Here is a 19,514-nt window from a genome sequence, read left to right on the forward strand (position 1 = left end):
GCGGCGACGCCGCTCCTGGCCGAGCACTTCGAAGGTTTTGTCTTTGCTGGTAGTCATAAACACAGTCGTTTGCCTATCCCTTATGGTAAGGGGGAAACGGTGTCCTGTGTTTCAAGGGGCTCGTTCACGCATCAAGTGTTTCGGTCAGACGCGGGACAAAGTGGACATGCTCAACCTCGTTAACGAGCAGACAGTAGACGAAAAAGTCTACGACCGTCTTTCTGAACGAATGAAGGATCGCTTTGATCTGTTTGGATCCCTGCCGGACACCATCAAAGACGAATGGATAGACGACATTGAGCATCTGGGAGAATTGATGGATCAGTACATCAATGCCCAGAAGCAGGAAACCGGCTTCGATCTGCGCTACAACGCCACCATGCGCCCAACTGACAACGACTGGCGCAACTGCGCACAGGTTTTGTCGCGTCGAAACTTTGAGACGCTGATGAGGAAGGGTTGGTAGCTCTGGTTGCCAGAGCTCCTGGCAATTACGCCTAGATCACAGAGCTGCTCAACCGTTTCGTACCGGCGTGAGTATGGGTGTAGGAGAGCACACGACAACTTGTCTTGCGCCCCGTGTAAGGGCGACATATAGATTTTGCGCTGTCATCAACTCAGGATGCAGGATGACCGATACGTCTGCCTCAAGCCCCTTGAGCAGTAATGTACTCCCGACCGAGCGGCGTGCAATTGGTCGAGCGAGATGTCGATTCCGCTCGCGAGCTTGAATGGCCGCGGTCAGAAAGTCGGGAGCCCCTCCTGCCACTGCTTGCATGGCAGAGCGACAGCAGTGCAAGACTTCTGGTCGGAACACACGTGAGCCCGGCTGGTCAGCGAGGACATTAAGCACACGATGCGCTCGCTCTAGCGTTGGCTCCGCGACAAATGCAACGGCCTCGGTCTCAGCGGGGGTCGGGGGCGTCCGCGCCCTTCCTCCACGTAGAGACTCGACACGCGTCCGTAGGTTTGCGGCCCGCACCCCGGTCATCACGCTTGAAGCAAATTCAGCGAGTTGCGCCAGAGGATTGATGCCCTGCAGATCGAACTGCCTTGCAAAGTTGACTAAATCTCTTAGGTCAACGGCTTCGACAGCCATGGCTCCTGGGGTCTGGCTCGTTAGCTGATGCCGGCCTTGCACGTTCATGGCGTCCCCGATGATGAGGACGGTGCCCTGAGCGTTGGGGGCCAGAGTTCTCGCGGCCACTAGGCGCTGCTGGGCTTCGGTTCCAGCGTTCAACTGAACCAAACGCACTTCTGCCGGAGCCGTGCGCATATCCACAGGCTGGCCTGCCTGGAGTTGCTGCCGGATAACGAGCAACCACTGCCCAAGATTTTCAGCCCCGGCCAGTCGCCAGCGCCATGGCGTCCCCAGTTCACCCGCCGCGGGAAATTGGGGCTGAACTTCATTCGCCCAATGCACCAATCGATTACCACGGAAACCGAAGATGGCTTGCATTGGGTCGCCGAGCACGCAGGTTGGAAGTACCTGGGCCAAAGCTGACACGATGGCATGCTGGACGACATTACAGTCTTGGTACTCGTCGACAAGCAACCGCGCGTAACTGGCACGGAGAGGCTGGGCGAGGTGTCCAGCGTGCAGTAACTGCCTGGCGGCTTCTCGAATTGCAGGGTAGTCCGCGTTGGGCTGGTGGAGCTCCAAGATTTGCGTGTTGTGGCCGCTTCGCACCGGAAACTTGGCGATGAGGCGCATTGAGAATCCGTCGATGGTGGAGACCCGGTACGCGGAACTAGGGACGCCTGCCCGTCTCAGGCGCGCGCACAAAGCCGCAACGCCGGCGTTCGTGTGCGTTAGGACGAGGATGGGCTTGCTCTGCGTATGTGCGATGAGCGTATCAGCAATCAGCTGCGTCTTCCCACAACCTGCGGGGGCTGTTATTGAGCCACGCTCGATGGCGAAGATGTCGATTTCAAGGGGCACTTGTAAATGTCCAGAGCTGGTTCGTGACTGCCATGAAACCTGCATCGGCGTTCTGCAGAGACGGGCCAACGATGTCCCTCGCGACCTCCTGGTAGGTTGTCAACGACTTGAACCACCCGCTGTTGCGAATACGGGATGCTATGCCCAGTAGCTCTCGTTTCGCGGGTGAGTAGCCATCCACGAGTCGTTCAGCCCGGATATCGTTCAGCGTCACGCGCCCTTGGGATCTAGTCTGAATATGCTCGTTCATCAGTTCGGCACCCACTATCGCTTCGGCTTTCGCCAGAAGGGCATCAAGTGCTTGGTCACTGAGATGGCGGAAGATCTCATCCTCCAAAGTAAGGCCCTGACGCCAAGTAAGAATTTGCCCACCTGCGGCCAAGAATGCTTCCGCGAGTCCCGCGGTCGACGGCTTGTCGGCGTCCACAAAAACCAGCACGCGATAGCCTAGGTTCCGAAGTGCGGCTCCGCGGATAAGGCTGTTATCAGGAGTTCCCCCGCCAGCGTTCACGTAAGCACCTCCATGTGCCAGAAACGATGTGGCCCCAAGGCTCACCCACCATTGGTCGAGGCCACGCGCGAAACCTACCTCACTCGCGCCCTCGCAGACGATGATGGATTTGGCGAGAAACGCCTCCGGGTCGGTCCGCAGGGTACTCTGTACTTCGTTAGCTTGCCCTGCCGTCATAACGCTGTGGCGTTCAGGCCCTGATCGAACAACGAACAGCTGGCTACCGGACAGCTCGCGAAGCGCGACCGGCGAATGCGTCGTCATGAAGACCTGCAGCGGAGCTGCTGCGTCCTTCGCGCCGAGAGAATCTAGGAACCGCATTAGCCGATGAGGTTCGAGTCCATATTCCACCTCATCGACTAGAGCAATGGGAGCAGCACTGGCCGCAGCCCTCTGAAGCCCAGCCACTAGCAGGCGTGACGAACCTGTTCCAAGGGAACGGAGCGGAATGCCTGTCTCGCTGTGCAACGCGATGGCCCCCTCGCCAATCGACACAGAGTGCGCGTCAAGGAGCGCCTGCGGCATCGCCCCGACCGAAACGCCGAGATTTTGAGCTGTCTGCTGCACTACCCCAAGTGTCTGGGTTAGATGTGCGGCCGCTTGATTGCCAAAGTTCGCTCTTGCCTGCCTGGCGGCGCGCGCAAGTTCGGCACCAAGCTCCGCTCGCTCATCAGTAAGTCGATTGAGCACCGAACCACGACTCCATGACAGGTTCGAACTCGCGAAGCTACCTATGCGGGCGGGAGCTAGTGCCGATCGCTCCTTCCAAGGAAGACTACGTTCGAGTTGCTGCAGCTCCGCGCGCTCAGAGAAAAGCGTCCAGGAAGGCTCCAAATCGGCACCAACCTGCAAAAGCAATGTGATTACTGTCTCAAGACCTACGCGCGGTTCATCTTCGACCTCCCCCGTTTCGAGATTGAATCCACGCAAGAAGTCGCCATAGAAGTCGATATCCATCAGCGATGCTGGCAGATCACCAAGCGTCACACTGATAGTGATGGGCACTTCGACGTTCAGAGCAAAGAAGTCCATATCGCCGAATGAGCTGCTTCGGCGAGCGCCAAGACAGAGGTCTATCGCGTCGAGGATGGTGGATTTGCCACTGTCGCCTGGGCCTATAAGGCAGTTAATACCGGGGGATGGCACCCAATCCAGCGCTTGGATAGACCGGAAATTGCTGATTTTCAGTCGACGAATGCGTGCCACGGAGACTCCTCAAAAGTTAACGGCGGTCAGTGTTCGAGGGACGGAGCCAAGAGTCGCTAGTATGCCGGCATTAACCAAGGTGCAGGGCCTTCAATAAAGTAGTGACTTTTATGGGTGCTACTGTCATGTACCCTGCCTCCCAGCTGATTTTCAGTCACTCCAGCTCAGAGCTGCCGGTTACGCTAAACCGCCCCATTCAATCGCATGCAATACCCTGAGCACCTGGCGAGCGCCGATCTCAGTATCGCAAAGGAATATCGGCGTTTTCCCACCCAAGGCATCGTTAACTGTGGTCATCCATGAGATGGCAACGGCTTTATCTTCGAAAATTTCTTCGGCTATGACTGTTACTTGGGAAAGACGGTCTTGCTTCGTCGCGCCAATGGGATTAATCGAGTCGACAGATATCGGGTTTTCGGGCTTTTTGATCAGTCCTTTGAGTGCTGTGACGCTTTGATCTTCGGCCGGCTTATCCACAGATGCTATCTCCTTGGGCAGAAGGAAAAACTCACCACGAATAACACAACCCTCGCATACACGACCTACGGCACATAACCACTGTCTTTCAGCGAATGCCATGGCCGGCCAAGCAATTCTAAGCACGCTGCCTGCGCGCCACCGAAGCAGAAATTCAAACTTCGAGTGAATGCTTTTGGTGATGCGTATCGCACCGACTCACCTTTCTCATTCCAGATATCGCCATTGACCGCCCGCAACAAAGCATGGCCCGCAACCAGGTCATGGGGTGAAACGCTGTAGAGCGATACGGCAGCAACACCATCGCCTGCGGCAACACGCCCAAGACGGTAAGCAATGCTAAGCATCGGGTGGAAAATAGCCGGGTGGCAAAGCAGAGCATTCTGCTTGGCTTTTTGGGTGCCCCCATAGCTGACCATTACCGCTGTCCCCGGTGCCAAGATCGAAGATTGCAGGTCATTATTCACGGGACGACCATTACGCAGTAAAGCCGGTGCACCCTCAGCCCATGCTATGCAGTCAGGACCACTAGGCGTGACGGGGGCGTAAACCACGCCCAGCACTGGCGTTGCGTTATGCAGCAATCCGATAGAAATGGCAGAGCCCGGCCGACGATTGAGGAAGTCGCCTGCTCCATCATTGGGGTCAACAACCCAACTAAATGGGTGGCCTGAAAGCTCGCAGCCCGTTTCTTCTCCGACAAAATCGCAATTAAGGATGTGCTTCAGTCGCTGTCGCAGAAGTACCTCGATTTCAACATCAACGTCTGCCTTAAAGCCACTGCCTCTTGGGCCGTCTGGTCTATTAAGCTCTGACTCAATAAGTCGGCCTGCTTCGTAAGCAAGCTGCATGACGGGTTCAAGAAGATCGCTCAGCCGCAGTCCTGTCATCAGCTCTTTTCCCAGTAGTTACCCTTGCTGACCAAGCCAAAATCCTCAGAGGAAAATGGCTGCTCATCATCGAACATGCCATTGACCATACACTCCCAACGCAATCCACTCAGCACCCTGAAAAAGCAGGGCTCGCAGAGATGCACCCGATAGTGCTTTCCGTCATGCTGTGATCCATATCCCCATTGGGCTTCAAGCTTGCCGTATTGAAGGCCGTAGCCAGGAATACGCGTTCCAGAGCGGCACACGTCGCAGATCACGTCCTCAACGACATCGACCAATGCCTGCGACCTAATCTCCATACGCACCTCACGATTACGTTCCACGCGGCACCGGCCGGTTATGGACTCATGCACACCGGCATCATTCGAGCAGCCTCGACTGGCTGAGCATCAGAAACAAGCCAGTAGCTCCTGCCGGTAATGCTGGGAAAAGCTGACCTGGTAAGCGGGCTCAGTTGCAAAGCCACCCAGCGAAATGATGTTCGTAGCCTGCGACCCAATACCAGGTTCTGCGCCACCTAACCCAGCACCGTCGATACCCTCGACATGGCCCGAAGCACCCATCGGCTCAGGCCTTGAGTCTGGATTAAATCCAGTTATCTGCACATCTCTCAAAACCGCTAGGTCATCCGGCAAGTCATCTGAAATTCGCTCCGCAAAGCCCTGAAGCGTCGGCTCTGCCAGCATGAATAGCCATGCCTGGTCATCCGATTCACCTGTGCGTCGCAGTACCCGCCCCAGCACTTGCCGGTAATGCAGTTCGGTGCGGATACGGCTGAGATAGCAGCACACTTGCAGGCGTGGAATGTCGGTGCCTTCGCTGATCATTCCTACGGCGACAATCCAGCGGCAGGTGTTGCTGCGGAATGCATTGATCACTTGCTGCGCATCCGGGGTTTTGTTGGTCACGATACGGCACTCTTCACCCATTGCTTCCAGAGCCTGGGCTATTTGCTGAGCGTGTTCGATGTCGGTAGCCACCACCAAGCCGGCGGCATCAGGCTTGATCTGGCGTAGCTCGTTGAGCTTGCTGTAGCCAAGGTCGAGGATTGGATTGATCACCTCGTCATGGCGCAGCAGTTCCTCATAGGTGACAGGTGACTCCCCCAAAAGCTTGGCGATGCTGGGAAACAGCCTGACGGAGCTATCCGCGCCAAGTTCTTCAGTGAGTTTCACCTTCTGATTATCGAGCAACACAATGCGAGGGGATCGGCACACGCCGTCGGCAATGGCGTCTTTCAAGCCATAGCGGTAATCGCAGATCAAATGCCCTTCGGGCGACGAATAGCGAGCCAAGGCAATTGCCTTGTCGTCCGAACGCCAGGGCGTGCCAGACAGGGCCAACGTGAAGACAGCGCGATCCTGTATCCGGTGCAGTATCTGCTGCCCCCAGGCATTGCTGAGGAGCGGATCGTGGCCGGCGCAATGGTGGATTTCATCGAAGACCACAAGCACCCGATAGTCATCAAGAAGCTGCCAGAATCCCTCATCACGGTATTCCATGGCCTGATAGGTATAGGCCGCCCCCACGGCACCCATCTGGCCATCGAAACGTCTGCCTAGCACTTCCGAAAAAGTCGAACGAAAACCCTCCACGACCTGGCAGGACGGCGCAAAGCACAGCACCAGGTCAATTCTGTCCTGCTGAAGCAGTCGGCTGGTCAGCTCCGCGGCCATGCGCGTCTTCCCGGCTCCCGGCGTTGCCTGGCAGAAGAAGTGCTGCGTGACGGTAAAGTGCTCCAACGCCTTGGTGATGCAGCTGTTCTGCCAGCTGCGTAGCGATCTGCTCATCGTGGCGCAGCGAGCGTTTTGAGGGTCTTTTCTATGGCGCGTAAATGGCCCAGAAGGCGAGAACTGCGATCCCTGGCCTCCAGGTAATCTCCTTCAACCTTGTCGCGCAAATGCGGCATCTCGTCCAGAAGCAGCTTGAATCGCTCTGCCTCGCCCATTGAAGTGAGAAAGTCCAAGCGGATTTCCTTGTGGAGCGCCTCCAACTGCAAATCCGTATTGGCTGACGACTTAAGCGGCAAAGCCTCCACGTCGCGTACCGCCGGGTCTGGTTCGGGCACTCCGGCAGCCATAAGGCTATTCTCAAAACCGTTGTCGATCAGTTCCAGTTGCAGGTGTGCCGGAAACGGCTGCAGGTGGTAGACCTGTCCTCGGACACGACGGTCCTCGTCCAGTGCAACCCAGCCCGCGCGCACTATTCGACGGATCTGCTCATACACATAGCGTCGCACATCGGCGATACGGAAATGTGTGCCATTCAGGCGAGCAGCATAGGCATCGCGCAGTTCACGGGTCGTAAAGGTTGTACGCCCTGGCTCCTGAAGCAGCTCATACAGACGCCTGTCGAAGATAAACGAGGCCGATTTCATTGAGGCACCAGAAGAGTTAGCGCGAAAGAAATGCGGATTATAATCCGTGGCCTGTGCGTCCGCAAACGCACGATAGTGCCGCCTCAAGTTAAATTGAGACGGTCATGGATAAGTTGGCGAAAGCGTTAGGGGAACGCATCCGAGTGCAGAGGAAGGCCTGCCGGATTTCCCAGGATGCACTGGCGCTGGCGTGCAATATCGACCGCAGCTACGTAGGGCGGATCGAACGTGGCGAGGTCAACATCACCGTCGAGAAGCTGTATCGCATCGCAAGCGTGCTTGCATGCGATCCATGCGGCCTACTGCCTCAGGTGTCAGAGCTTTAGCCCACCTGATCGACCCTGGCGCTCAAGAAGGCTTGAAATTGCATTAATGCTGCCTGCCCTAACATCATTATCCAGACTACTAGCTAGAACATTCCCCGACGCTTGTGATGCTGTCGGGGAGGCGTAAATCTATCAATGATGCAGCCGAACCCTGCGCGACTTGTTCTGACGCTCAGCGAGTTCCAGTTCTCTCACGCGCGCCCATAGCTGGAGATTCTGCGTAAGGACTTTGTCACGCTGCGAACAGACCATTGCGAGCTCTTTTTCTAAAAGCACAAGTTTATCTTCCAAGCGTTTTATGATTTTACCATTATACGAACCGGAGCCCTTGTTAGCCTCAGCACGGCAAGCCTCGATCTTTGCGAGTATGGGTAAATGTGTTTTACGAGACTTTTTCAGGTAACCACGGTCAAATCCAGCCTCAAGACTGACAATGCTGGCAGTGAGTTTCGACAGGTCTAAACCCACATGCTCGGGCACAACCGGCTTCCCATCTAGGATGCGCTTCAAGGCTTCCTCGCAAGCGTTCAGCCCCTTACTTGCACCGTCACTAGACTTCATCATCAAACGTCCATTGAGTCGATCAAGCGGGCTTTGAAAGCGACCAGGCGCTCAATTTCACTTTTCACAACCTGATACTCGCCCGAATCTTCTGCGTAACTGTCCAACTCATTAGACGCGCCCTCAATCGCCGCTTTTAGTTTCTCGGGCTTGATGATTGCGCCCTCGCAGGACAAGCATTCGGTGTAATCACCGAGTAAAAATGAGTCGCAGCGGCCCGCCTTGGTACAGCCGCCGAGCAGCGTTGGACGGTAGCTGATTGCACCGCTTTTCACCCGTCTCTCAGTATCCGCCCGCACATCTTCGATTTGAATTTCGCCCGCCTTGACCCGCTCTTTTTGTTTCTCCATGTACGACCCGGTGCCACCGAACAGCGGTTCTTCACTTAATAGAAGATCGGCAATCAACTGATTCGCCACTGACATGGGAATGGCCATCTGATACTCGAAAGCGAAGTGATTGCTGGGCAGCACAAAGTCTTTCTTATTTTCGTCGTAGTAGCCAAAAACGGTGCGAAGATTCTCGTAATGATTTGCATAATAGCGGGACATTTCAATCGTCATATGTTTGTACTGCGTGCGCAGCGCCGGCAACGAGACAAACCCACTACTGCTGCCATAAAAGGCCAGCGAGCGTCGGAGTTGGTGACTGGTCAGCGACCATGGCTGGCCAACTGCAAAATCAGGATCATTATAGAAATCCCGCAACGGGTCGCTCTGCGCCAGCTCCTGTAAGTCTGCCCCCTGGATTGGCAGCGCCCGTAAAGCACTCCCGCTCAAACTCTTATTACCAAAATTTGCCAGATCAACCTCGGCACTGCTCCTCGTAAAACTCACGATGGCCGGACTAGGAAAGAGCGGACAGCGATCATCCAGATCGATTTGGTAGAGCCGGGCTAGTCCACGACAAATCGCCTGAGCCACTTCCACAGCCTTGACGACTTCGCCCGGCGCAAACCATGCGCCTTCTTTCTTATAGCCGGTGAACTTGGTGGTGGTCGAGAGGATATTTACAGCCTGGGGCTTATCACGCTCAACTCCTTGATCATCGATAACTACCTGCCTGACAACTTGATCGGACAAGCAGTTATACGACATTCGCAACACTTCTTGATCGCGCATGCCGGTATAAAGGTGAATGACCGTCCTTGCCACATATTGCATATTTAGCAAGACACGTTTCAGATTTATCTTGTGAGAACATGCAAACTCACCGGAAAACACCGAAGCCAAGCCGTGATCCTTGAGCGCTTGCGCCATGTTGGGCCGCCAATGCGCCTTGCCGCCAAGCCCGCGAGTTCTCTGATTCGAATAAGCAACGCCATAATGCTCATCGGCAAAGCACGCGATAAAGTTATCAAACCGTCCGACACCTTTATGTATCTGATCGAGTAGATCGCCGGTGAGATTGATGATGCTCAGATAGATTCGTGTTGGAATAACGGGATGCTGATTGCTATCCCGCTTCTTCAGGTCAAAATTCTTTGGATTAACTACGGCATATCCCAATCGTTCTTCGCCTACCCTGACCAGGCCTTGCAATATCGCTGAAAGCGCCTTTTGATCAAACGTTTTTTCACGAATAAAGGCTGCCAGATACACCGGAACGGTAAAGAGTTGCTGCAAGGATAGCGTACCGACCAGCGGCTTTTGCTTCTGCTCAAGGCAAAATTTCATGGCCATGCGCAGCACCAACCAATACCGACCGAGCGTGGATACGCTCAGCTTGCCGAGTCGTCCGCCGCGGGCAAAGTAAATCAGACAGTAGAGCACATACTTGACTTCTTCGATCAGCGCCTGCTGCTCTGGGCCGTCCTCGTCGAACACTGTGTCAAACTTAACCTTGTTGATTTTTGTAGCACTCAGCCGATACGGGTTAAAGTCCCATACTGCTTCACCGTACACCGCCATGGCATTACCAGGCTCATCACGACAGAGCACAAAATCGGGCGTGGGCTTGCCATACCTTTGCGGCGCATTATCCGGCTCACAAGTTGCCGGGAACTGACCGCTCGAAAACAGACGGCCGATCGACTGGACAACCGCATTCAAAATACCACCCCCATTTTTTCATAACGGTTCAAGCGGGCTTCCCAAAATGCAGTCAGTTCACCGTACTCGAACACCTTCGCCCTGACAGCTTCGACCGTTTTTTTCACCGCATCGGAACGCTCAGCAAGGGCTTCAAGGATGAACCCGATTCGGATCGACAATTCTTTGTAGAGAGTTTCAGCATGCGCCGCATCGGGTGCTGCTTTACGCACAGCATTGATCACATACTGAAAACTCAGCAACTTGTGCAGGTCTTCTTCATCGCTGTGGCAGATATAGTGCTCGCAGTACAAGCAGCCGTACTGAGTGCGGCAGTTCGGCTCGATTGCAACGGCCCCCACATCGCGTACAAGGATCGGCTGATTGAACCCGTCACAATGCCCCGCCCCGGTTGCGGTCCAGGCGCCAGTGGCGCCCTCGCTGCGCTCGCGCACGACTTGAGCGGCATGGCGAACGACCTGCCAGAACTGACCGAACTCGGCCTCCAACTGCTCAGGCGTCGCCTGGGCATAGGTCGATTGATTCACCGCCTCGGTGTGACCCAGCGATGCCGCAACGGCGGACGGCGGCACGCCGGCGCGGTGGCTCCCACTGCTCTTGAACTTGCGCATTTGGCGTGGCGACAGTCTCCGCACCTTTGGGTCGAGAAAGGCGCCACTAATCGAGTCATGGAACTTGCAGATGGCATCCGTTACATCTAGGTCGGCCAAGCGACTTTTTGCACCTTTCCGCTTAGCAGACTCAGGCATCGAAAAGAGCAGCCGCTCATGCGATGCGCCGTTTAGAATCCAGTCGCGAAGTTTGAGGTACTCCTTCAAAAGAGGTAGCCCCCCGATACGCCCGACGTTATAACTATTCGACTTCGCGCCCGCCCGAAATTTTACAGCCGACAACTCTTTCTTGATCGGAGACTTCTCGACTTCGAGCGCATCTGCGTAGCTAAACTGTGCAAACTCGGTCGGCGTGGCCCCTGTCATCATCAAGAAAAGACACGCATAGGCTTTTGCAGCCAGGCCCGCCACATAATAGCGATGCCAATGCCGCGCATCGTCGCTAGCTGCCTGCAAACTATCCCGCGCAATTTTCAGATTTCGCGCCGCCTCTGATTTACGCGGCTTTCTCCGCCCCAATCTGTCACAAGCCGCTTGGTACTCTTCGACCGTGGCAATACGTCGCTCGGCCGCACGATAGGGAGGCGGAGACTCTTTGAATGGGCCAACCGCACCCCAATGCGATGGAAATACAACAACCTCATAATCCCTGATCGTGACGCCCCATGGATAGGGCTTATTATTCAGGATAAAATCGCTGCCTTGCTGAGCAATTGCCAAACAAACGTCGCGATACAGCTCGACATGAGTAGAGCTGACTGCCGCCGATTCTTCTCCAGCCCTGATACTGACCGCCCCGGCGAGGATATGGTGACTGCTTTCTGGATAGAGCAGTTCAATAAGGCCGGCGGCCTGACGCTGAGCATTGACAGCAGTGAGGGGCTTCCACTTCTGATGGGCTACTTGGTGATTCAGGTACGCGGTATAGTCTCGATACGCTCGCTGGGCATCAAGTTCACTGGCAAACACTTCCCTGTAGCCACCGAGGCTTAGCCAGTCGATAAACTGTTCAAGAAATCTGAACCGCGTAAGGACAGTCTGGTCACGCTGACCGACCAAGGACTCCAGAAATCTTACAATCAATTCGCGGCGACTTTCGACAAAGGAGTCCAGCACCACTGGCGTGCCGCGATTATCACGCACACTTTCATTTTTACCTCGAATAAAATAGGCCCAACTTCCAATATCCAGCGGTTTCTTCCTCAGCTTCGCAGACAGTCGCAGACGCAAACGCTCAGACTCGGGAAACTGCCGCATGACTTCATCCAGCGAAATGACGTATGTATTGGCGCGATGTTCGAGTTGCTGCCGACTATTCATCTTGCGCCTCTACCTTCAATACGCTGTAGCCGCCATTACCAAATAGCTTGCTTTCCCAGACTTCTTGAGCGATGACCTTTTCGTGGGTCATTCTGAACAACTTGAGATAGTTTTCCGTGGTTTCTCTCGACTCGTGGCGCAATCGCCTTTGGATAAAGTCAATTACCTCTCCCGGCTGCATCAGTCCTTTTTCCACCAGCACCTGCAAGCGTTGGTAAAGCTGATAGGCAAAGGTCGCTCGCAACCAGTGATAGGAAAAGTCTTTTGGAAATTTACTAGCGGCTTTCTTAATCAGCTTGCGCTTGATCGTTTCCGTGACCTGCCCAATTTGCGGTGACTTCACAATCGGATAGCGCGGGTCATTTTCGGCCATGTAATAGCAGTTGCCCTGGTCGGAGAGAAACAAATACACATCGTCCTCATCCATCGACAAGCCTGGATGCTTGGCTTCCATCAGCGCCCGAAACTTGTCTCGCCGTTTCTTCATCATCGAGCTTCGGGCGAGCGTTACCAGTTCTTCGGCAAGCTGCTTGGGAACATATAGCTCTTGCGGCTTGTCGAACTTAGTGTCAATGCCGGTGCGCGGGCCGGCATGAAGTTTATACGCGCCCTCGGGCAGCAACTTATCCTCTGTAAAGCATTTCAGGTGCTTCAGGCGCATGGTTAGAACGGTCTGCTTGCGGGCCCCCGTCATCAGCGAAGTCAGCAGAATCAGCCGCTCAACAGCAGACCATTCCTTTTCGTTCCTGATGGTATCCAGAAACACGCCCAACTCACGATTGGACAGCGGGCGAAGATCCTCGCCATTGTCCCGCACGAATCCCAACGGCACAGAACTACTCGGCGGCGTACGCCGTGTTTGGCTGCGCTTCTCTGCATTTACTACTCGCGCGCCTTTAGAACCCCGCACAATGAGTCGTACTTGCTTGACCGTATCGACACGCTTCATGTCGAGGTCATACCAGTTCTCGGAAACGTACAGATAAAAGTAGTAGACCACCGAGGTGTATTGATTGATTACCTGATTGCTGCGCACGCCTTCGTTAATCAGGTGATAGAAGTATTTGTAGGTCGGGCGAAGTGAGGGACGGGCACCGGAGAAGTCGAGCCAATCAAGGTCGTTGTCCTCGCAGAACAGCAGGTAATCGAGCAGCCTGCTGGCACGACGCCGAACATCATCAGCGCGCCGATTGATTGGAGCCTTGTCACGCATGAGGCTCAGCAAATAATCGTTCGCCTCATGCCAGGGATCGCCGTTGGCATGGAACAACACCGGGAAGTTGAATAAGTCCCGGTCACTCCCGCCGCCGACTTCATCAAGCCGAAATACGATTTTGGAGCCATCCCCCTCGAGCGGCACGGCGACCGCACCGGGCGGGGCTTCATGGACATGCAGGCTGGCGAAGGCGTCACGCAGATGCGGAATGAGCACCAAGCGGCCTTCGTGACGCGGATTGGAGTAGGACATGACTCACCCCTGACCGAATGAGTCAATGCTATATGTTACGGGAAGTCGTTACAATAAAATGGGTCAAACTATTTTTTGTTAAGGGATTCAACCCAAGGGTCTAACTTATGGAATAGCTTGGGGTAGCGGCCCTTGAGGTCCTTCTTCACCTCGGCATAGGTGTTGGCCCAGAAGCTGGCCAGGTCCTGGGTCACCTGCACCGGACGGCGCGCCGGCGACAGCAGGTGCAGCAACACCCCCTGACGGCCGCCGGCGATGCGCGGGGTGGCCGCCAGGCCGAACAGCTCCTGCAGACGCACCGCCAGCACCGGTGGCTGCTCGCTGTAGTCGATGGTCACGCGCGAACCGGAGGGCACCTGCAGCGTCTTCGGCGCCAGCTCGTCCAGGCGCTGCGGCAGCGGCCAGGGCAGCAGGCCGGCGAGGATGGCCGGCAGATCCAGGTTGGCGAAGTGGCTCAGCCGGCTGACCTTGCCCAGGTAGGGCAGCAGCCAGTGTTCCAGGCTGGCCAGCAGAGCCGCATCGGACAGGTCCGGCCAGTCACTCTCGCCCCTCTCGGCCAGGTCCAGCTGGCGCAGCAGGGCCACGCGCGCCTGCCACTGGCGCAACTGCGGGGTCCAGGGCAGCAGCGCCAGGCCCTTGCGCCGCACCAGGCCGAGCAAGGCACGACCACGGGTCTCCTCGTCCAGCTCGGCCAGCGGCTCGCGGCTGAGGATCAGTTCGCCGACCCGGCGCTGGCGCTCGGCGCGCATCACGCCCTCGCGCTCGTCCCAGTCGAGCAGCTCCAGCTCAGCGACCTGTTCGGCCAGCTGCGCGTCGAATAGCGCCGGGTCGAGGTCGGCGGCCAGGTAGATGCGCTCCTCGCGCTGGCCCTGGCGGCTGCCGAGGTCGGCGATCACCAGCCATTGGTGCTTCATCAGCGCGTCGGGTTCGCCGAACTGGGCGGCGCGGCCGTTGGCCAGGCGATAGTCGCCACCACCGGCACGGCGCTGCTGGGCCACCCGGTCCGGGTAGGCGAAGGCCAGCAGACAGCCGAGCCAGCGCGGATGCTCGGGATCGGCCACCGGGCTGGTGACCGCCGCCCGCTTCAGATAGCCCTGGAACTGCCGGGCCAGTTGGCGTGCGCGCTGCACCGCGGCCTGGCCACCACGGGCGACGCGCGACTCACCGCCAAGCAAGGCCAGGCGACTGTGCAGATCGGCACCCGCACCGCGCAGGATATCGCGCTCGCCCAGCAGTGCCGCCAGGTCGCAGGCCAGGGCGCCCAGACCCAGGGCCTGGCCACGCAGCAACAGATGGGCGACGCGCGGGTGGGCCGGCAATTCGGCCATGGCCCGGCCGTGGGCGGTCAGGGCGCCCTGCTGGTCCACCGCGCCGAGACGCTGCAGCAGTTCCAGGGCCTGGGCATAGGCCGCCGCCGGCGGTGGATCGAGCCAGACCAGTTCGTCCGGGGTCACGCCCCAGCGCACCAGCTGCAGGGCCAGGCCGGCCAGGTCGGCCTGGAGGATCTCCGCCGTGGAGTAGGCCGCCAGTTGCTCATGCTGTGCCTGCGACCACAGCCGGTAGCAGGCGCCGGGCTGCAGGCGACCGGCGCGTCCGGCGCGCTGGGTGGCCGAGGCGCGGGAGATGCGCTGGGTGTCCAGGCGGGTCATGGCGCTGTTCGGGTCGAAGCGCGGCACCCGCGCCAGGCCGGCATCGACCACCACCCGCACGCCGTCGATGGTCAGGCTGGTCTCGGCGATATTGGTCGCCAGCACCAGCTTGCGCTTGCCGGCGGGCGCCGGCTCGATGGCGGCGCGCTGGGCGCTCAGCTCCAACTCGCCGTGCAGCGGGCACAGGAGGATATCGTCGCGCCCGGCCAGGGCCTCGGCCAGCTGCTCGTTGACCCGGCGGATCTCCGCCTGGCCGGGAAGGAACACCAGCAGGCTGCCCGGCTCGTCGGCCAGCGCCTGCAGTACCGTCTGCACCACCCGCGGCTCGAGCCATTCGCCGGCCTGGTAGGGCGCGCCCCAGCGCAGCTCGACCGGGAACATGCGCCCCTCGCTGCGCAGCACCGGGGCGTCACCGAGCAGCCCGGCCAGGCGCTCGCCCTCCAGGGTCGCCGACATCAGCAGCACCTTCAGCGGCGGTTCGCCGCTGTCCTCGCCGCGGAACATGGCCCGGCCGTTCAGGCACAGCGCCAGGGCCAGGTCGGCGTCCAGGCTGCGCTCGTGGAACTCGTCGAAGATCACCAGACCAACCCCTTCCAGCGCCGGGTCGTCCTGCAGGCGGCGGGCGAGGATGCCTTCGGTGACCACCTCGATGCGGGTGCGCGGGCCGACCTTGCTGTCCAGGCGAATGCGGTAGCCGACGGTTTCGCCGACCGTCTCGCCCAGCTCGCTGGCCAGGCGCTCGGCGGCGGCGCGGGCGGCCAGCCGGCGCGGCTCGAGCATGAGGATGCGCTGCCCGACCAGCCAGGGCTGATCGAGCAGGGCCAGCGGCACGCGGGTGGTCTTGCCGGCACCGGGCGGCGCCTCCAGCACCGCCTCATGGCGGCTGGCCAGGGCCTGGCGCAGGTCGGGGAGGAGGACGTCGATCGGCAGGGCAGTCATGGGGGCTCCAGTTCAGAACGGCGATTATACCGACCCAGCGGCCCGGCCTGGCCCCGATTGCCCCGCCGCCAAGCGATGCAGCGGTTTTGCCACGACCGGCTTGCTATAGTGGCGCCACTTTTGACCTGGAGGTGTTCGATGCGCATGCAATCTCGCGTTATCGGCGGCGCTGTCGCCGTCGCCCTGCTCACCCAGCTGAGTGCTTGCGGCACCCTGTTCTTTCCCGATCGCCGCGGCCAGATCCAGGGCCAGGTCGATCCGGTGGTGGTGGCCCTGGATGCCATTGGCATCCTCTTCTATGTGATCCCCGGGCTAATCGCCTTCGGCATCGACTTCGCCACCGGCGCCATCTACCTGCCCGGCGGCAGCACTGCCCAGGTCGATCCGCAGGAGCTGAACAAGGCCGTCGATGCCAGCGGCAAGATCGACAACGTCCGACTCAAGGCGCTGATCGAGGCGCACACCGGCCGCAGCCTGCCGCTGGACGACCCGCGCCTGATCCAGCAGCGCGGCAGCCTCGAGCAACTGGCCGCCTATGGCCTGCGCCCGGCCGCCTGAATGATCGGATGCCCCCCGGAGCAGCGCGCCGCATGAGCATTCCCGCACAGCACGCGCGGCTGATGCGCCTGGCCACCGCCGCCGCCCTGGCGATGGCCCTGAGCCTGGCGCTGGCCAAGGCCATCGCCTGGTGGCAGAGCGGATCGGTCAGCCTGCTGGCCGGCCTCACCGACTCGCTGCTGGACGGCGCCGCCTCGTTGCTCAACCTGATCGCCGTGCACTATGCGCTGCGACCGGCCGACGAGGATCACCGCTACGGCCACGGCAAGGCCGAGGCCCTGGCCAGCCTCGGCCAGGCGTTGTTCATCGGCGCCAGTGCCGTACTGGTCGGTATCCAGGGGGTCAGGCGCCTGCTCGCCCCGCAACCGCTGTCGGCCGAGAGCCTGGGTATCGCGGTGATGCTGCTGTCGCTGGCACTGACCGGCGCCCTGCTGCTGTTCCAGCGCCATGTGGTGCGCGTCACCGGCTCCACCGCGGTCTATGCCGATTCGCTGCACTACCGCTCCGACCTGCTGCTCAATGCCAGCATCCTGCTGGCGCTGCTGCTGTCCAGTTTCGGCTGGCAGCGCCTGGACCCGCTGTTCGGCCTGGTCATCGCCCTGTACATCCTCTGGAGCGCCCTGAGCATCGTGCGCGAGGCCGCTGCGGTGCTGATGGACCAGGAGATCGCCGCGGAACTCAGCGAACGCATGCATGTGCTGGCCTGCGGCGTGCCCAACGTGCTGGGCGCCCATGACCTGCGTACCCGCCGCTCCGGCACCCGCCTGTTCGTCCAGCTGCATGTGGTGCTGCCCGGTGAGCTCAACCTGGTGCAGGCGCATGCCCTGTGCGATCAGGTGGAGGAGGCGATTCGCGCCGAGTTCCCGCGCGCCGAGGTGTTGGTGCATGCCGACCCACCGGAGGTCGTCGAGCCCCTGGGCAACTGACGGCCAGGCGGGGCAGGTCGGCGCTTTTGCGCATATCCTGAGTCTGTGTGCTCGCTCAGTGGCCCCGCCATGAAGAAGACCAGCCTCGAACAGCTCCACCGAGAGCATCAGCCCGACGCGATCGAAAAGCGCCTGAACGCCGACAACAACCCGCAGACCATCTCCGATGCCGTGCTCGGCGCCATCGACGGCTGCATCACCACCTTTGCCGTCGTCTGCGGTGCCTTCGGTGCGGGCTTTTCCGCCTCGGTGGCACTGATCCTCGGCTTCGCCAACCTGCTGGCCGACGGTTTCAGCATGGCGGTGAGCAACTACGAGGCGAGCAAGGCCCAGCTGGAACTGCGCGAGCAGGCGCGGCGCATGGAGGAGGAACACATCGACCGAGTGCCGGACGGCGAACAGGAGGAGATCCGCCAGCTGTTCCAGATGAAGGGCTTCAGCGGCGAGATCCTCGAAGCCATCGTCACCACCATCAGCCAGGACCGCCAGCTCTGGGTGGAGACCATGCTGGTCGAGGAACATGGCCTGCAGAAGGCCGAGATCACCCCCTGGCGCTCCGCCGGCGTGACCTTCGCCACCTTCCTGCTGGCCGGCAGCATTCCGCTGCTGCCCTTCTTCGTCGGCGGCCTGACGATGCGCTGGCAGTTCATCTTCAGTACCGCCCTGGCCGGCGCCGTGTTCTTTGCCATCGGCACCCTCAAGAGCCTGGTGTTCGCCAAGCCGATCCTGCGCGCCGGCCTCGGCACCCTGCTGACCGGCGGGGCAGCCGCGGCCATCGCCTACCTCACCGGCTACCTGCTGCAGCAGAGCTTCGGCGTCTTCTAGAGCAGTCGGCAAGGTGCGGCCGGCGAGGTGTGGCCGGCCAGGCACGCGGCGGCAGACACCCGCACACTAAAAAGGGGAGACCTGGCGGTCTCCCCTTGGATGTGTTGTCCGGTACTGGCAATGGTGTCGCCGCTTTCGTCGCCCGCCTGGTTGGGCAGTGCGGACCCAGGTGCCGTGACGATCCGGTGGGATCGGCGGCGCCCGCTCACCTGGTTGGGCGAGCCGGGAGGACAGGTCGTCCGGGCCGTGAAACTGAGGTAAAGATTACGCAAACAGACGCAGCACAGGATTGCTAAGATTGCCGATAAACTTATCACTTGCGCAATTTTCACCTAATACAGCACTATCAAGCGCAATCAATTCACAGACATACGCCAACCATGAACAAACTGGATCGCTACGACCTGAAAATTCTCGCCGAACTGCAGCGCGATGCCACCCTGTCCAACCAGGACCTGGCCGAGCGCATCGGCCTGTCGCCCTCGCCCTGCTCGCGGCGGGTCAAGCAGCTGCAGGACGACGGCTATATCCTCGGCCAGGTGGCGCTGCTCGACCGCAAGAAGCTCGGCCTGAGCCTCACCGCCTACGTGCTGATCGGCATGGACAGGCACACCCCGGAGCGCTTCGAGCACTTCCAGGCGGCGATCAGCCAATGTCCGGAGGTGCTCGAGTGCAGCCTGGTCACCGGCATGGACGCCGACTACCAGCTCAAGGTGGTGGTGCCGGACATGGATCACTACCAGCAACTGCTGCTCGGCACCCTGACCCGCATCGATGGCGTCTCCAGCGTGCGTTCCAGCTTCGTCCTGCAGCAGATCCTCTCCAGCACCCAGCTGCCGCTGCAGCACCTGCGCAGCTGAGCCGGACTTACCGA

General features: G+C 59.2%; 18 protein-coding genes. 6 read left to right on the forward strand and 12 right to left on the reverse strand.

Annotation, left to right across the window (positions count from 1 at the left end; translation table 11 throughout):
• The first annotated feature begins 166 nt into the window (after positions 1-166).
• The gene (locus tag AB5S05_RS15000; RefSeq protein ID WP_369288330.1) at positions 167-466 is read left to right on the forward strand and encodes a hypothetical protein; all 300 of its coding nucleotides are present in this window, start codon (positions 167-169) and stop codon (positions 464-466) included.
• A 48-nt stretch (positions 467-514) separates the two neighbouring features.
• Here AB5S05_RS15000 and AB5S05_RS15005 read toward each other — a convergent pair whose 3' ends face one another.
• The 7 genes from AB5S05_RS15005 to AB5S05_RS15035 form a co-directional block, all read right to left on the reverse strand.
• Positions 515-1,942, reverse strand: coding sequence for a UvrD-helicase domain-containing protein (locus tag AB5S05_RS15005; RefSeq protein WP_369288331.1), 1,428 nt, complete (start codon positions 1,940-1,942; stop codon positions 515-517).
• Positions 1,932-3,659, reverse strand: coding sequence for an ATP-dependent nuclease (locus AB5S05_RS15010; RefSeq protein ID WP_369288332.1), 1,728 nt, complete (start codon positions 3,657-3,659; stop codon positions 1,932-1,934). Before AB5S05_RS15010 ends, AB5S05_RS15005 begins: the two co-directional genes overlap by 11 nt.
• Positions 3,660-3,836: 177 nt before the next feature.
• Positions 3,837-4,136, reverse strand: coding sequence for an antitoxin Xre/MbcA/ParS toxin-binding domain-containing protein (locus AB5S05_RS15015; RefSeq protein WP_369288333.1), 300 nt, complete (start codon positions 4,134-4,136; stop codon positions 3,837-3,839).
• Positions 4,137-4,201: 65 nt separating this feature from the next.
• Positions 4,202-5,026, reverse strand: coding sequence for an inositol monophosphatase family protein (locus AB5S05_RS15020; protein ID WP_369288334.1), 825 nt, complete (start codon positions 5,024-5,026; stop codon positions 4,202-4,204).
• Positions 5,026-5,328, reverse strand: coding sequence for a hypothetical protein (locus AB5S05_RS15025; RefSeq protein ID WP_369288457.1), 303 nt, complete (start codon positions 5,326-5,328; stop codon positions 5,026-5,028). The genes AB5S05_RS15020 and AB5S05_RS15025 overlap by 1 nt, the downstream gene beginning before the upstream one ends.
• 90 nt (positions 5,329-5,418) lie before the next feature.
• On the reverse strand, positions 5,419-6,819 hold the full coding sequence (locus tag AB5S05_RS15030; protein WP_369288335.1) for a DEAD/DEAH box helicase: 1,401 nt from the start codon (positions 6,817-6,819) through the stop codon (positions 5,419-5,421).
• Complete coding sequence (locus AB5S05_RS15035; RefSeq protein WP_369288336.1) at positions 6,816-7,406, reverse strand: VspR family transcription factor; 591 nt, start codon at positions 7,404-7,406, stop codon at positions 6,816-6,818. The genes AB5S05_RS15030 and AB5S05_RS15035 overlap by 4 nt, the downstream gene beginning before the upstream one ends.
• A gap of 104 nt (positions 7,407-7,510) precedes the next feature.
• On the opposite strand from AB5S05_RS15035, the gene AB5S05_RS15040 reads away from it, so the two are divergent.
• Positions 7,511-7,732 carry a helix-turn-helix domain-containing protein gene (locus AB5S05_RS15040; protein ID WP_178080637.1) on the forward strand — a complete coding sequence of 74 codons (222 nt, stop codon included), beginning with the start codon at positions 7,511-7,513 and terminating at the stop codon, positions 7,730-7,732.
• Positions 7,733-7,864: 132 nt separating this feature from the next.
• On the opposite strand, the gene AB5S05_RS15045 is transcribed toward AB5S05_RS15040, so the two are convergent.
• The 5 genes from AB5S05_RS15045 to hrpB all read right to left on the reverse strand — a co-directional run bounded on the left by AB5S05_RS15045 (position 7,865) and on the right by hrpB (position 16,331).
• Entirely contained in the window at positions 7,865-8,293 is a 429-nt protein-coding gene (locus AB5S05_RS15045) for a hypothetical protein (protein ID WP_369288337.1), read from the reverse strand.
• A 2-nt stretch (positions 8,294-8,295) separates the two neighbouring features.
• Positions 8,296-10,344 carry an integrase gene (locus AB5S05_RS15050; protein WP_369288338.1) on the reverse strand — a complete coding sequence of 683 codons (2,049 nt, stop codon included), beginning with the start codon at positions 10,342-10,344 and terminating at the stop codon, positions 8,296-8,298.
• A complete protein-coding gene (locus AB5S05_RS15055; protein WP_369288339.1) occupies positions 10,341-12,275 on the reverse strand; it encodes a hypothetical protein in 1,935 nt (644 codons plus the stop codon). Before AB5S05_RS15055 ends, AB5S05_RS15050 begins: the two co-directional genes overlap by 4 nt.
• On the reverse strand, positions 12,268-13,743 hold the full coding sequence (locus AB5S05_RS15060) for a site-specific integrase (protein WP_369288340.1): 1,476 nt from the start codon (positions 13,741-13,743) through the stop codon (positions 12,268-12,270). Before AB5S05_RS15060 ends, AB5S05_RS15055 begins: the two co-directional genes overlap by 8 nt.
• 68 nt (positions 13,744-13,811) lie before the next feature.
• Positions 13,812-16,331 (reverse strand): ATP-dependent helicase HrpB, encoded by a 2,520-nt coding sequence (gene hrpB / locus AB5S05_RS15065; protein ID WP_369288341.1) that lies wholly within the window; start codon positions 16,329-16,331, stop codon positions 13,812-13,814.
• A 138-nt stretch (positions 16,332-16,469) separates the two neighbouring features.
• Between hrpB and pmcY the strand changes: the two genes are divergently transcribed.
• The 4 genes from pmcY to AB5S05_RS15085 all read left to right on the forward strand — a co-directional run bounded on the left by pmcY (position 16,470) and on the right by AB5S05_RS15085 (position 19,500).
• Positions 16,470-16,889, forward strand: coding sequence for a periplasmic Zn2+ metallochaperone PmcY (gene pmcY, locus AB5S05_RS15070; protein WP_369288342.1), 420 nt, complete (start codon positions 16,470-16,472; stop codon positions 16,887-16,889).
• A 32-nt stretch (positions 16,890-16,921) separates the two neighbouring features.
• Positions 16,922-17,815 carry a cation diffusion facilitator family transporter gene (locus tag AB5S05_RS15075; RefSeq protein WP_369288343.1) on the forward strand — a complete coding sequence of 298 codons (894 nt, stop codon included), beginning with the start codon at positions 16,922-16,924 and terminating at the stop codon, positions 17,813-17,815.
• Positions 17,816-17,884: 69 nt separating this feature from the next.
• The gene (locus AB5S05_RS15080; protein WP_369288344.1) at positions 17,885-18,640 is read left to right on the forward strand and encodes a VIT1/CCC1 transporter family protein; all 756 of its coding nucleotides are present in this window, start codon (positions 17,885-17,887) and stop codon (positions 18,638-18,640) included.
• 380 nt (positions 18,641-19,020) lie between these two features.
• Positions 19,021-19,500 (forward strand): Lrp/AsnC family transcriptional regulator, encoded by a 480-nt coding sequence (locus tag AB5S05_RS15085; RefSeq protein WP_369288345.1) that lies wholly within the window; start codon positions 19,021-19,023, stop codon positions 19,498-19,500.
• Positions 19,501-19,514 lie beyond the last annotated feature (14 nt).

Origin of the sequence: Pseudomonas zhanjiangensis (assembly GCF_041027545.1) — a bacterium.
Classification (GTDB): Bacteria; Pseudomonadota; Gammaproteobacteria; order Pseudomonadales; family Pseudomonadaceae; genus Aquipseudomonas; species Aquipseudomonas zhanjiangensis.